14 protein-coding genes are annotated in these 13,442 nt (G+C 62.5%); 6 read left to right on the top strand and 8 right to left on the bottom strand.

Annotated elements, in window-relative coordinates:
• Positions 1 to 19 precede the first annotated feature (19 nt).
• On the bottom strand, positions 20 to 1,567 hold the full coding sequence (locus PQQ53_RS02180) for a CoA-acylating methylmalonate-semialdehyde dehydrogenase (protein WP_408139903.1): 1,548 nt from the start codon (positions 1,565 to 1,567) through the stop codon (positions 20 to 22).
• Positions 1,568 to 1,709: 142 nt separating this feature from the next.
• Between PQQ53_RS02180 and PQQ53_RS02175 the strand changes: the two genes are divergently transcribed.
• On the top strand, positions 1,710 to 2,609 hold the full coding sequence (locus PQQ53_RS02175; RefSeq protein WP_408139901.1) for a LysR family transcriptional regulator: 900 nt from the start codon (positions 1,710 to 1,712) through the stop codon (positions 2,607 to 2,609).
• Positions 2,610 to 2,919: 310 nt separating this feature from the next.
• Entirely contained in the window at positions 2,920 to 3,456 is a 537-nt protein-coding gene (locus tag PQQ53_RS02170) for a class IV adenylate cyclase (protein ID WP_408139899.1), read from the top strand.
• Between the two features lie 55 nt (positions 3,457 to 3,511).
• Here PQQ53_RS02170 and PQQ53_RS02165 read toward each other — a convergent pair whose 3' ends face one another.
• Complete coding sequence (locus PQQ53_RS02165) at positions 3,512 to 4,003, bottom strand: Lrp/AsnC family transcriptional regulator (RefSeq protein ID WP_149670028.1); 492 nt, start codon at positions 4,001 to 4,003, stop codon at positions 3,512 to 3,514.
• A 147-nt stretch (positions 4,004 to 4,150) separates the two neighbouring features.
• Between PQQ53_RS02165 and phhA the strand changes: the two genes are divergently transcribed.
• Together phhA and PQQ53_RS02155 are read left to right on the top strand one after the other, a co-directional pair.
• Positions 4,151 to 5,053, top strand: a complete 903-nt coding sequence (phhA, locus tag PQQ53_RS02160) for a phenylalanine 4-monooxygenase (RefSeq protein ID WP_408152736.1) — start codon at positions 4,151 to 4,153, stop codon at positions 5,051 to 5,053.
• A 103-nt stretch (positions 5,054 to 5,156) separates the two neighbouring features.
• On the top strand, positions 5,157 to 5,447 hold the full coding sequence (locus PQQ53_RS02155; RefSeq protein WP_408139895.1) for a 4a-hydroxytetrahydrobiopterin dehydratase: 291 nt from the start codon (positions 5,157 to 5,159) through the stop codon (positions 5,445 to 5,447).
• Positions 5,448 to 5,552: 105 nt separating this feature from the next.
• On the opposite strand, the gene PQQ53_RS02150 is transcribed toward PQQ53_RS02155, so the two are convergent.
• Positions 5,553 to 5,777: a DUF3717 domain-containing protein gene (locus PQQ53_RS02150; protein WP_121319136.1), complete on the bottom strand. Its 225-nt coding sequence runs from the start codon at positions 5,775 to 5,777 to the stop codon at positions 5,553 to 5,555.
• Positions 5,778 to 5,938: 161 nt separating this feature from the next.
• On the opposite strand from PQQ53_RS02150, the gene PQQ53_RS02145 reads away from it, so the two are divergent.
• Both PQQ53_RS02145 and PQQ53_RS02140 read left to right on the top strand, forming a co-directional pair.
• A complete protein-coding gene (locus PQQ53_RS02145) occupies positions 5,939 to 6,625 on the top strand; it encodes a response regulator transcription factor (protein WP_408139893.1) in 687 nt (228 codons plus the stop codon).
• Positions 6,626 to 6,759: 134 nt separating this feature from the next.
• Positions 6,760 to 8,265 (top strand): sensor histidine kinase, encoded by a 1,506-nt coding sequence (locus tag PQQ53_RS02140; protein WP_408139891.1) that lies wholly within the window; start codon positions 6,760 to 6,762, stop codon positions 8,263 to 8,265.
• Positions 8,266 to 8,348: 83 nt separating this feature from the next.
• Here the strand turns inward: PQQ53_RS02140 and PQQ53_RS02135 are convergent, their stop codons facing one another.
• The 5 genes from PQQ53_RS02135 to PQQ53_RS02115 form a co-directional block, all read right to left on the bottom strand.
• A complete protein-coding gene (locus tag PQQ53_RS02135) occupies positions 8,349 to 8,879 on the bottom strand; it encodes an SET domain-containing protein (RefSeq protein ID WP_408139889.1) in 531 nt (176 codons plus the stop codon).
• Between the two features lie 221 nt (positions 8,880 to 9,100).
• Complete coding sequence (locus tag PQQ53_RS02130) at positions 9,101 to 10,213, bottom strand: NADH:flavin oxidoreductase/NADH oxidase (protein WP_408323191.1); 1,113 nt, start codon at positions 10,211 to 10,213, stop codon at positions 9,101 to 9,103.
• Positions 10,214 to 10,285: 72 nt separating this feature from the next.
• Positions 10,286 to 10,999: a glutamine amidotransferase gene (locus tag PQQ53_RS02125; RefSeq protein ID WP_408139886.1), complete on the bottom strand. Its 714-nt coding sequence runs from the start codon at positions 10,997 to 10,999 to the stop codon at positions 10,286 to 10,288.
• A 126-nt stretch (positions 11,000 to 11,125) separates the two neighbouring features.
• Positions 11,126 to 11,764 carry a MarR family winged helix-turn-helix transcriptional regulator gene (locus PQQ53_RS02120; protein WP_408139884.1) on the bottom strand — a complete coding sequence of 213 codons (639 nt, stop codon included), beginning with the start codon at positions 11,762 to 11,764 and terminating at the stop codon, positions 11,126 to 11,128.
• Between the two features lie 536 nt (positions 11,765 to 12,300).
• Positions 12,301 to 13,416, bottom strand: a complete 1,116-nt coding sequence (locus tag PQQ53_RS02115; protein WP_408152734.1) for a YbdK family carboxylate-amine ligase — start codon at positions 13,414 to 13,416, stop codon at positions 12,301 to 12,303.
• Positions 13,417 to 13,442: the final 26 nt, after the last annotated feature.

Here is a 13,442-nt window from a genome sequence, read left to right as displayed (position 1 = left end):
CGAACGCAATCGGTCCAAGCTATTTGGCGACCGGCATCGTAAACTCGGCGCCCTTCGCGATACTGTCGGGCCAGCGCTGCATGATGCTCTTATAGCGCGTATAAAAACGCACGCCTTCTTCGCCGTACGCATGATGGTCGCCGAACAGCGACTTCTTCCATCCGCCGAACGAATGCCATGCCATCGGCACCGGAATCGGTACGTTGATCCCCACCATGCCGATCTCGATCTGGCGCGAGAATGCCCGCGCCACACCGCCATCGGAAGTAAACAACGACACGCCGTTGGCGAACTGGTTGGCGTTGATGAGTTCGACCGCGGAAGCGAAATCCGGCACGCGTACCACGCACAGCACGGGCCCGAAAATCTCTTCGCGATAAATCTTCATGTCGGTCGACACGTCGTCGAACAATGTGCCGCCGAGGAAGAAGCCCTTCTCGTGGCCCGCAACCTGATGACCGCGCCCGTCGACCACCAGCTTCGCACCCGCCTCGATACCCGCATCGATATAGCCGACCACCTTCTCGCGATGCGTCGCCGTCACCAACGGCCCCATCTCGGCTGCGGACTCCATGCCGTTGAGGATCTTCAGGCTCTTCACACGCGGCGTCAGCCGCTCGATCAGTTCATCGGCGATATGCCCCACCGCGACCGCGACCGAAATCGCCATGCAGCGCTCCCCTGCCGAACCATACGCCGCGCCGATCAGCGCATCGACCGCCTGATCGAGATCGGCGTCCGGCATCACGACGAGGTGATTCTTCGCTCCACCCAAGGCCTGCACACGCTTGCCGTGTTTCGTGCCTTCCGTGTAGATGTATTCGGCGATCGGTGTCGAGCCGACGAACGACAACGCGCTCACTTCCGGATGCACGAGCAGCGCGTCGACCGCGACCTTGTCGCCATGCACGACGTTGAACACACCATCGGGCAAGCCCGCTTCCTTCAGCAATTCGGCGAGCCGGTTCGACGCCGACGGGTCGCGCTCCGACGGCTTCAGCACGAACGTATTGCCGCAGGCGATCGCAACGGGGAACATCCAGCACGGCACCATCATCGGGAAGTTGAACGGCGTGATGCCCGCGACCACGCCGAGCGGCTGGCGCAGATTCCAGTTGTCGATGCCGCCGCCGATCTGATCGGTAAAGTCGGTCTTCAACAGATTCGGAATGCCGCACGCGAACTCGACAATCTCGATGCCACGCATGACTTCGCCCTTCGCATCCGAAAACACCTTGCCGTGCTCGCGCGTGATCAGTTCCGCCAGTTCGTCGTGATGGCGGTCGAGCAACTCCTTGAACTTGAACAGCACGCGCGCCCGTTTGATCGGCGCGGTTTCGCTCCACGCGGGAAAGGCGGCTCGGGCTGCAGCGACCGCGGCGTCCACTTCCGCGACGCTCGCAAGCGGCACGCGCGCGCTCACGCTGCCGAGCGCAGGATTGAAGACGTCGCCGAAACGGCCGCTCGTGCCGTCGATCGGCTTGCCGTTGATGAAATGGGTCAGCGCGCGGGCGCCGCCGGCGGTGCTTGCGCTGTGGGTAGTCTCGCCCTGAAGTGTCTCGCTCATGTCTTTCCTCTACCTGTGAAGTCTTCCGCCTGCCGCGCGAGGCGCGTCAAAGGCGTGCTGAACGCCAAGCGTACGGCGCTTCGGGGCGACAAATCCAATGAGTAATGCTCAACTGCGCTATAAGCCGCGCTAATATCAGCCTATGGATCTCACTCTGCTTCGGGCCTTCATCACCGTGGCGCGGGAGGGCAACCTCACGCGTGCCGCGGTGCAGCTTCACCTGACCCAACCCGCCGTCAGCCTGCAGATCAAGCATTTGCAGGAGACGCTCGGCGTGACGCTGTTCACGCGGACTTCGCACGGCCTCTCGCTCACGCGCGACGGTCAGGCGCTGCTGCCCCACGCCGAACGCGCGCTCGGCGCGGCGGCCGATGTGCAGCGGGCTGCGCAGTCGCTGCGTCACGAGGTCCGGGGCCGCTTGCGGATCGGCACGATACTCGACCCGGCGTTCCTGCGCCTCGGCGGCTTTCTGAAGCAGCTGGTGGAGACCTGGCCGCATATCGAAACGGCCTTGCGGCATGGGATGTCGGGCTGGGTGCTGGAGCAGATTCGCGCCGGCGAACTGGATGTCGGCTACTACATCGGCCTGCCGTCCGACGACGAACCGCGCGACGGCCCCGCGTTCCATGCGCTCACGCTCACCCACTTCCAGTATCGCGTGCTGGCACCGGCGGGCTGGAAAGACCGCGTCAAGGGCGCGCGCGACTGGCGCTCGCTCGCCGCGCTGCCGTGGATCTGGACGCCGCCCGCGTCCGCGCACAATCGCCTGCTGTCGCGCTGCTTCGGCGAGGCCGGCGTGAAGCCGGTCAAGGTGGCGGAGGTGGATCAGGAGCCGTCGATGCTCGATCTCGTGAAGTCAGGCGTCGGGCTCACGCTCGCACGCGACGCCACAGCGATCGCCGAAGCGCATGCGCACGCACTGACCATCATCGACGGGATTACGGTGCCGACCCAGCTCAGCTTTGTCACGCTCGCGGAACGCAAGGACGAGCCGGCGATTGCCGCGGCGTTGAAGTTGATCGAGCAGCAATGGGCGACGTGAGTGCTGGCGTGCGCGTGCCTCGCGTGCGGCAATGCGATATGAGTTGCGCTAATGCCAGACTGACGCGGGACGCTCCGTGTGTGCGTCCACGAGAGATCGTGGTCATGACCTCTGGCGCCCGGCACTCGCTCAACGACTTCTCCCCTCCCGAAACGACACCGTCACGCAGTTTTTGTTAGATTGGCGGTTCGCGCTCACAAGCCGGCTCCGCATCGTTTTCTGTTCCGCATGACTTTGTCCTTCCCGGCAGCTTCCCCCGGCAACACCGGAAGCCGCCGCCGACCACTCCATCCTTCGACAGGAGCCTGACATGGCACGCAACATTGAAATCAAAGCCCGCGCCCAGCATTTCGAGCAACTGCGCGAGCGCGCGGCGCAGCTCGCGACGGATGCGCCGCTGATCTTCCGCCAGCAGGACTTTTTCTACGACGTGCCGCGCGGCCGTCTGAAACTGCGCCAGTTCGACGACGGCACGCCGGCCGAACTGATTTTCTATCAGCGCGACGATCGCGACGGCCCGAAAGCGTCGTATTACACGCGCAGCCCTGTGACCAATCCCGAAGCGATGCACGCGCTGCTCGCCACCGCGCTGACAACGCGCGGCATCGTCACCAAGGAGCGGCACGTGTATCTGACCGGGCGGACGCGGATTCATCTGGACCGCGTCGACGGTCTGGGCGACTTCGTCGAACTGGAGGTGCTGCTCGCCCAGGACGACGACGAAGAAGGCGGTCATGCCGAAGCCCACGCGATGTTCGAGCGCCTGGGCGTCGCGGATTCGGATCTGGTGGCGGTGGCGTACGTCGATTTGCTGAACCCGGAGGGCGAGTCGAAGCAGGCCGCGTAAATTTCAAGCAGCTGGGGCTGCGTCGAACCCCACCTGGCTCTGCGTGCCGCCCACCTCAGCCGGCGGCCGCGCCCGGCGATAGATGGCCGAGCGGCAGCGGCCCGTTGCGCTTGAACGTGGTCAGCACGATATTCGAGCGCACGCTGTCCACGCCCGGCACACGCATCAATTTCTTCATCACGAAGGTCGAGAGATAATTCAGATCGGGCGCGACGATGCGCAACAGGTAATCGGCGTCCCCCACCACCGCATGACATTCGAGCACTTCGGGCAACACGTCGATCTGTTGCTGGAATTGTTCGATGATCGAGTCGCCGTGGTGTTTCAACTTCAAACTCGTAAAAGCGGTGACGCCGAGCCCGAGTTTCTCCGGCCGCAACACGACGCGATAACCGTCCACCACGCCCACCTGTTCCAGCCGTTGCAAGCGCCGTCCGATCTGCGACGGTGACAGCGGCACCTGCTCGGCCAACTGCTGATGCGTCGCCCGGCCGAAGCGCTGCAACACGTCGAGTAGCGCGAGATCGAAGTGATCGAGTTCCAACATGTCAATTATCCGCATCTAATCGTCATTTAATGCACGATTATTGCATATATATGGCTTATCACGCCAACATTGCGCCCTTCCCGCGCGCTTGCCGCTCTACACTCGCATCATCGATTTCACCGTCATCGCCGCCGGGCGTAGCATTCCATGTCAACAGCAACAAGCACCGCCAACACCGCCAGGCTGAAAGAGCAATTCGACGCCGGACTTGAAACCCGCGCCGATTTCACCATCGATCAACCGACCGAACGATACGGCGCGGTAGACCACGCGGTATGGAAACAGCTCTACGCGCGCCAGATCGCGCTACTGGAAGGCCGGGTCTGCGACGCGTTCCTCGCGGGCGTCGAACGCATCGGCATGCCGGCCGACCGCGTGCCTTCCTTCGGCGAAATCAACGCAAAGCTGACACCGGCCACGGGCTGGCAAATCGTCGCCGTGCCCGGCCTCGTGCCGGATCAGGTGTTCTTCGAGCACCTGGCGAATCGCCGTTTTCCCGTGACGTGGTGGATGCGTCGTCCCGACCAGCTCGATTATCTGCAGGAACCGGACTGTTTCCACGATCTGTTCGGCCACGTGCCGCTGCTGATCAACCCCGTATTCGCCGACTATATGCACGCGTACGGCCGCGCGGCACTCGCGGCCAACGATGCGGGCGCGCTGCCCCTGCTTGCGCGACTTTATTGGTACACAGTGGAGTTCGGGCTGATCCGCGACGCGGCAAGTCCGAACGGTGTGAAGATCTACGGCGCGGGCATCGTGTCGAGCAAGGGCGAGACGCTTTACAGCCAGCAGAGCGCGGCGCCGAACCGGTTGCGCTTCGATCTGGAGCGCGTGATGCGCACGCGCTATCGCATCGACACGTTTCAGAAAACCTACTTCGTGATCGATGACTTCGAGCAACTGTTCAGCGTCGCGCAAACCGATTTCGCTGCGCTGCTCACGCGGCTTGCCACCGAACCGGCCTTGCTGGCCGGCGACGTCCTCGAGAACGACCGCATCATCACGCGCGGTTCGCAGGAAGGCTGGCATGCCGACGGCGATGTTTGACGCCGCCAGTGCGGTTGCATCGGCAGCGGACTTACCGCATCCATGAAAAAATAGTGAAGGCGCTCGCCCGCCGGTGCGCGCGTTCCAATCGACGAGGTAATGCATGATTCAGAAACTGACTTCCGAAGCGCGCGCTGCGCAGCTGGCCCGACTGCACGGCTGGCAAACCGTCGCGGAGCGCGACGCGATCCAGCGCAAGTTCGAGTTCGCCGATTTCAACGAAGCGTTCGGCTTCATGACGCGCGTGGCGATCAAGGCGCAGGAAATGGATCACCACCCGGAGTGGTTCAACGTGTACAACAAGGTGGATGTCACGCTGTCCACGCATGAAGCCGATGGCGTCACCGCGCGCGACATCGAATTGGCTTCGTTCATCGACAGTATTACCGCGTAATACAAAAAATCTACGGCGTTTCGCGCGTGTTTATCTGCCGTGGGTTGAACAATCCCGCGAAAATGAAAGGACAATGCAGGCAACCGCGCGTTCAATCCTTCAGTTCTACAGGCTATTATTAAGGCGCACGTAAGTTTCCCAGGCTTGCCTCGCAATCCCGTCCAAACGATCCGGTGATAGCGTCTGTTGACGCTGTACAATCAGCAGCGCATACGGCTTGGAGAGCGCGCTTGCCTCCTTGCACAGAACGAGTTCGTCGCCGCTCGAAGGTGAGCGGGCGCGCCAGAAGTTGATCGCGGCTTCCAGTTCGTGAATGGATATATCGGACATGACTTCGTGATCGCTCAGAGGCGCTTGAGGGCGGCTCGATGGCTGCTTCGTGGCCCGTTCCCGCCTATCCGGCATGGCCACGCCGCACGCTGCCTGTGCAGCAGGCGCCCCGGCGAACCGCTTGCCCAGACGCCTAAACCCATTGTACTTGAGCGAATTCCATGCGACTCCTTCTGATCGAAGATGACCGCCCCATCGCACGCGGCATCCAAAGCAGTCTCGAACAAGCCGGCTTCACCGTCGATATGGTGCACGACGGCATTTTCGCCGAACAGGCCCTCACGCAAAACCGCCACGAGCTGGTGATCCTCGATCTGGGTCTGCCCGGCATTGACGGCATGACGCTGCTCGCGCGCTTTCGCCAGAGCAATCGCCACACGCCGGTGATCATTCTCACCGCGCGCGACGAATTGCACGACCGCGTGCAAGGCCTGAATTCCGGCGCGGACGACTACATGCTGAAGCCGTTCGAACCCGCCGAACTCGAAGCGCGCATCCGCGCGGTGATGCGCCGCAGCGGCCCGCACGGCGACATGCCGCGCCCGGAAGTGTCGTTGGGCGGTGTGCGCCTGTCGGGCGTCGATCGCCGCATCTTCAACGACGACAAGCCGCTCGAACTGTCACCGCGTGAATTCGCGGTGCTCGAAATGCTGCTGCTGCGTCATGGCCGCGTGGTCAGCAAGGCGCAACTGCAAGACCATCTGACGCATTTCGGCGGTGATCTCGGCGACACCGCGATCGAAGTCTATGTGCACCGGGTGCGCAAGAAGCTTGAGAACTGCCGTGTCGAAATCGTCACCGTGCGCGGTTTTGGTTACCTGTTGCAGGAAATCCGCCAGGCCGCATAATCGTCATGAAGGCCGCAAGTTCGACTGCGGCCTGACGGCGCCGGGCCGGCGCCGCGCACTCCGTGCGCAGTTCGCCGGCATCCGGCGAATTTCACGGCGCACAGCGCCGTTGCCACTTTCCCACGCGTTCGATCATGCCCCAGCCGGCCGCCAATAGTCTGCGCCGCACGCTGCTGCGGCGCCTCGCTGCACCTCTTTCGCTGCTCGCGCTGATGAGCGGCCTGATCGCTTACTGGCTGGCCTGGCAGTACACGCAGCATGTCGTCGACCGCTCGCTCGCCGACCTCGCCACCGCGATCTCCAAACAGATCCAGATTGCCGGCCCGGATGCACCCATTACGGTGCCGCCGCTCGCTCAGGCGATGTTCTCCGACCCGGTCGAACAACTCGTCTACCGGATCAGTAACGGCGAGACTGAAATCGCCGGCGATCACAACCTGCCCCTGCAAGGCACCAGCGTGCGCCGCATGCATTACGCGTACGTATTCGAAACACAGCACGAAGGCGTGACGGTGCGCGTCGCGCAGGTGCGCGTCGATCAGCCGACCGGCAATCCAATCGTCGTCGAAGTGGGTCAGCCGGTGCATCACCGGTTTCGCATCGCCGCCGAGTTTCTCGTCGCGATCATGATGCCGCTGCTGTTGCTGCTGCTGGCGGGCTGGGTGATCGTGTGGCGCGTGGTCAACCAACAGCTCAATCCGCTCACCGATCTCGCGGACTCGCTGAACCGGCAGACTCACACGTCGCTCGAACCGGTCGACGAAACCTATGTGCCGGTCGAAATCCGGCCGCTGACCGGCGCGCTGAACGCGCTGCTCGGCCGTCTGAAAACCGCGCTCGACAGCCAGCGCAAGTTCATCGCCGATGCCGCGCATCAGTTGCGCACGCCGCTTACCGCCGTGAAACTGCATGCGGAACAGGCGGCGGTCGCGCGTGATCCGCAGCAGACACTCGCCGCCGTGCGCGAGCTGCGCGCCGCGGCCGACCGCGCGGTGCGGCTGTCGAACCAGTTGCTTTCGCTGGCGCGCGCGGAGCCGGGCGAACAGGCGGCCCGCTTCGTCAATGTGGATATGGCCGCGCTCGCGTTCGATACCGGCGCGGAGTGGGTGCCGCGCGCGCTGACGTTCCACGTCGACCTCGGCTTCCAGCGCCTCGATGACCCGGACAATGATCATCCGTTGATCGCGCGCGGCAATCCGGTGCTGCTGCACGAAGTGATCGCCAATCTGCTGGATAACGCACTCAAGTACGTGCCGCCGTCGCGCTTCGATGGCGGCCGCATCACGGTGACGGTGTCGCAAACGATGATCGACGATCTGCGCATGGCGGAGATCGTGGTCGAAGACAATGGGCCGGGCGTGCCGCGTACACAGCAGGCCGATCTGTTCAAACGGTTCTTCCGCGGCGACGGTCAGAGCGACGCCGGTGTCGATAGCGGGGCGGGGCTCGGTCTCGCGATCGTCCACGACATCATGGTGCTGCATCGCGGCAGCGTGCATTACGAGGACGCGCCGGAAGGCGGCGCACGTTTTATCGTGCGGATTCCGCTCGTGCCGATCGTCGTTCAGAGCGACCCCACCGACGCCGCGCCACGGCGCCAGGCAAAAAAATCGGCGCACTCGGCGCCGATCGACGTGTAACGGTGTTGATGCTCAACGGGCTGCTCTAGCGGACTGCTTTGAATTCTCAGCGATCCGAGCGAGCAGCCCAGGCAGCCCCTGCGTCACTTCTTCTTCGCTTTTTTCTCCGACGCCCTCACCTCTGCCTTCTTCGCCGATTTCCCGGCTTTGCCCGCGCCCTTCTCTTTTTCCGGGGGCGCCAGCATCGTGCCGCGGCACTTGCGCGCGCCGCAACGGCATTCGTATTCCTTCTTGAGCTTCTTGGTCTGACGCGCGTCGATCACGAGGCCGTAGTCGTAAAAGACCTCCTCGCCTTCCGCGATATCGCGCAACGCGTGCACGTAAACGTGACCGTCGATTTCCTCGGCTTCGCAGTTCGGCGCGCAGGAGTGATTGATCCAGCGCGCGCTGTTGCCGTTCACCTTGCCGTCGATCACCTTGCCGCTGTCGAGCGCGAAATAGAACGTGTGATTCGGTTCGGCCGGATTATGTGGATGACGGCGCAATGCTTCTTTCCAGGAGATCCGCTCGCCCTTGTATTCGATCAACCGCTCGCCGGCCGCAATCGGTTCGACGGCAAACACGCCTTTGCCGTGCACACCCGAACGGCGCACGGCGATCCTGCGTGAACTCATTGAATGAATCCTTGTGAAGAACTGGGGGTGAAGTCCGGCAGCCGCTTGAATTGCCCGCGTCTGACGCGCTGCTTTTTTCTGACGCGGATAGCAAACGCGGCGCCTTGCGAGCGCCGCGTCGACTTGCGACGCGCAATGCGCCACATCCGGCATCCTACACGCTCAAGACGGCTTCGTTCAACCGTCAAAGAAACGCGTTCGTGCAAACTGCGCTGACAGCTTCACCGTTGTCCGAAGGAAATATCGCCGAACAGCGCTTTCTGCTCGCGCGGTTGTGAACGCCAGTATTGCGGCGGCGCTTCGACCGTCGCACCGAGTTGCGCCGCGGCGTGCCACGGCCAGCGCGGGTTGTACAACAATGCGCGAGCCAGCGCGATCAGATCGGCGTCGCCGGCTTCGATCAGTTGCTCGGCGTGCAGCGGATCGGTGATCAAACCGACGCCGATGGTGGTCAGCCCGGTGGCCTGCTTGACCGCCTTCGCGAACGGAATCTGATAGCCCGGTTCGAGCGGAATCTTCTGCAACGGCGACACGCCACCGGAGGACACGTCGATCCAGTCGCAACCACGCTTTTTCAACTCGTGCGCGAAAGCAACCGTGTCCGCGAGCGTCCAGCCGCCTTCGACCCAATCGGTCGCCGAAACACGCACGCCGACCGGTTTGTCCGCGGGAAATGCGGCGCGCACGATATCGAAGATTTCGAGCGGAAAGCGCATGCGGTTTTCGAGCGAACCGCCGTAATCGTCGTCGCGCTGATTGGCGATTGGCGAGAGGAATTGATGCAACAGATAACCGTGCGCCGCGTGCACTTCCAATGCGTCGATGCCAAGACGCGCGGCACGTCGCGCAGAGGCCGCGAACGCTTCGCGAATCCGGTTCAGCCCGGCCGTATCGAGCGCGAGCGGCGGTTCTTCGCCCGCCTTGTGCGGCAACGCGGAAGGCGCGTGCGGCAGCCACCCGCCTTGCGCCACCGGAATCAGCTGGCCGCCTTCCCATGGCACATGGCTCGACGCCTTGCGCCCGGCGTGCGACAACTGCATCGTCACCTTGATATGCGAATGCTTGCGGATCGCGGCCAGCACGGGCGCGAGCGCGGCTTCGGTGGCGTCGTCCCACAAGCCGAGATCGCCCGGCGTGATGCGGCCGTCCGGTTCGACGGAGGTGGCCTCGATGAACAGCATGCCGGCGCCCGACAACGCAAGACTGCCGAGGTGCAGCATATGCCACGCGCTCGCCTCGCCACGTTCGGCGGAATACTGGCACATCGGGGACACGACGATACGATTGGGAAGCGTCACGCTACGCAGCGTGAGCGGAGAAAAAAGCGCGCTCATGGATTACGCCCAGTGAAAGCCCGAGAGCGATCGAGCATAGCACTGTGAGCGGTTTACTGCATATTTCGTCGGTCAGGCTTTGGCTTCCACCTGATCGAGCCATTCGCTGAACATCCGGCACGTGGCGGCTTCGAGTGCGGGACCGAATTGCGCGGTGTCGGCGCGCAAGCGGCGCGCGTCGATGCCATGACCGGCAAGCTCGCCCGCGTTGCCGATCAGCCAGGGCTCGAAGCGGTCGGCGCGAATCTCCGGATGACACTGCAAAGCCAGCACGTGGTCGCCCCAGGCGAACGCCTGGTTTTCGCAGGCGGGCGTCGATGCGAGACGCGTTGCTTTGTCGGGCAGATCGAAGGTGTCGCCGTGCCAATGCAGCATTGACGTATGCGCGCCATCCAGATGACGCAGCGGCGATGCGCGGCCGGCTTCGGTCAGCGTGAGCGGCGTCCAGCCGAGTTCGGTATGCCCTGCGGGATAGACACGGGCTCCGAGCGCACGCGCGATCAGTTGAGCGCCCAGGCAGATGCCGAGTGTCGGCAATCCGGCCGTGATGCGTTTTTCGATCAGCGACAGCAAGGGGACAAGCGTTGGATAAAGCGCGTCGTCGGTGGCGCTGATCGGGCCGCCGAGCACCACCATCAGTGATGCGGCAACCGGGTTCGGCGCCTCGATACGGGCGAAGCCCACGTCGAGATAACGGACCGGGCGCCCGCGCTCGCCGAGCACTCGCTCAAGACTGCCCAGATCCTCGAAGTGCACATGACGAATGGCCAGTACTTCGCGATTCATCGGCCTGCCCCACCTTCAGGTTGACTAAAGACTTACCGCTACGCGGCGCCAGACGGCTGACCGGCGGTGAATACCGCCCGCCGAAGCCGGCTTGGCAGTGTAGCGGATTGTCCTGGACGAACGCGCTTACTGCGCGAAGATCTTCCAGGTCTTCTTCTGGGTGGCGACGTCGGCGGTCTCATGCACCGAGCAATCGAGACGCAGATCCGTATCGGACATCTTCATGTCGAGCAGCGCGCAGTGATGCGGCGTCTTCTTCGGATTCTTGCTCGGCTCGAAGTGCGTGCAGCTCAGGCACATGCGGTGCGGCGGAATCGTGCCGTGCGCCTCGAGCTGATAGATCGTCTTGAGCAGCGTGCGATAGAAAACGGCCTGCTCCTCGTCACGCAACGTGCCGACCGCCTTGCCCAGAAAGTCCGGCCATTGCGCGGCGCGCTTCGCAGCCGTGCGGCCACGCGCCGTCAGGCGAACTGCTAGTGCGCGGCCGTCGTCGAGCGCGCGGCGCTTTTCGACCAGGCCTTTGGTTTCAAGCGTGCTGACCGCGTCGCTGGTGGTGGCGGCGGTCAGGGCCGTTTCACGGGCGATTTCGCCAAGGCGCATCGGGCCTTTGCGTTGCATCAACAAGACCAGGATTTCGCCCTGAGTCGGCGTAAGACCCGCGCCTTCGGCCCATTCCCAAGCCTGGCTTCGCATCGCCGTGCTCAATCGCAATAGGCTATGGGTCACTCGCCCGGTTGCCTGTTCTCCGTATACGCCTTCGCTCATAATCTTCGATTCGTTTATTTACAGCTTTAGTACGCGGCCGGTGAACTGCTTGCCGACTTCGCCCGTAGCTTGTGTGGGGTAGCTTCGTCCAAGCCTGGACGAAACCGTTTCTCTACTATCTCAAAAATTTACCGCCTAGCAATCCCGAGGCAGTGAAACAACATTCTATGCGAGAGCAGCGAATCGTACAGCTAACTTATCCAATGCTGTCTGTGGATAACCCTGGGAAAACACGTGGACAGCGTGTGCATCAATTCCTGAAGCGCATTCGGGCGGGGCTGGACGGTGCCAAAATCGCCCTAGTTCAACGAAGCCGATGCGCGCCCGGCCGGTCTGGTTATGCTTTTCGCAGCACGTTGACTTTGCAGGGAATTATTCAGTTGTCCACAGGCATCATACGATGCACGCGCACAGCTACTACGTTGGTATACGTAAACTTTGGAAAAACCTGAAGGCCGCGAGCTCAAATAAATTTTGAAAAAAACCCGCGCGAAGCGGGTTTTTTCGATGGCAGACCTGCGCAACGCAGTCCGGAGCTAGGCTCGCCATTGCAAACACTGCTGCCGAACCGCTTCGTGCAGGGACTTTTCCTGCGCAAATACACCGCGCAACCAGGTCGCATCGTTCACCTGCCCGCGCGCGATTGCGCCGATCTCGGCAAGTGCATTGCTCGAACCGAGCGCCTGCGCATGCGGTGCGATAAGGTCGAGCGTTTCGAGGATGTCCTCTGAAATCGTCTTGCGTTCGCCCGTTTGCGGATTGATGCAGGTGCCGGCCAGACCGAAACGGCATGCTTCGAAACGGTTGAATGTGTAGACGAGATAGTCGTCTTCCTTCGGCGCGATCGGCTTGTCGAGCAACAGATGGCGGGCAAGCGTCTGGATGTAGCAGGCAATCGCCGCGGCACGGTCGACCGAAAACGGCGTATCCATCACGCGTACTTCGATCGTGCCGAAGCCCGGCTTCGGCCGGATGTCCCAGTAAAAATCCTTCATGCTGTTGACCACGCCGGTGTGGACCATCTTCGAGAAATATTCCTCGAAGCTGTCCCACGTCAGCACGAACGGCGCGCGGCCCGACAACGGGAACGCGAACACGGAATTCAGGCGTGCCGAATGAAATCCGGTATCGACGCCTTGCACGAACGGCGACGATGCGGACAACGCGATGAAATGCGGGATGAATCGCGACATCGAATGCAGCAGATACAGCGCGCTGTTCGGATCCGGGCAGCCGATGTGCACGTGCTGGCCGAACACCGTGAATTGCTTCGCGAGGTAGCCGTACAGTTCGGAGAGGTACTGGAAGCGCGGTGTATCGACGATCTGCCGTTCGCTCCATTGCTGGAATGCGTGCGTACCGCCGCCACACAAGCCGACGTTCAGATGATCCGCCGCGGACACCAGCGTGTCGCGAATCTTGCGCAAATCGGTGACGGCCTGCTCGTGCGTCGTGCAGATGCCGGTCGACAACTCGATCATGCTCTCGGTGATTTCCGGCGTGATGTTGCCGGGGATCTTTTCGTCCTTGATGAGACGCAGCAGATCCGTGCCGGCTTTGGTCAGATCATAGTCATGCGTATTGACGATCTGCATCTCGAGTTCGACACCGAACGTGAACGGTTTCGAATCGATGAAGGGTTCGAGTGACATGGCGTCCCCTGAGTCAGGTCGGCCGG

This window comes from Paraburkholderia strydomiana (genome assembly GCF_046030495.1).
Lineage (GTDB): Bacteria > Pseudomonadota > Gammaproteobacteria > Burkholderiales > Burkholderiaceae > Paraburkholderia > Paraburkholderia strydomiana_A.
Note: the sequence above shows the minus strand (reverse complement) of the source record. Positions and strands in the feature narration are given on the sequence as shown.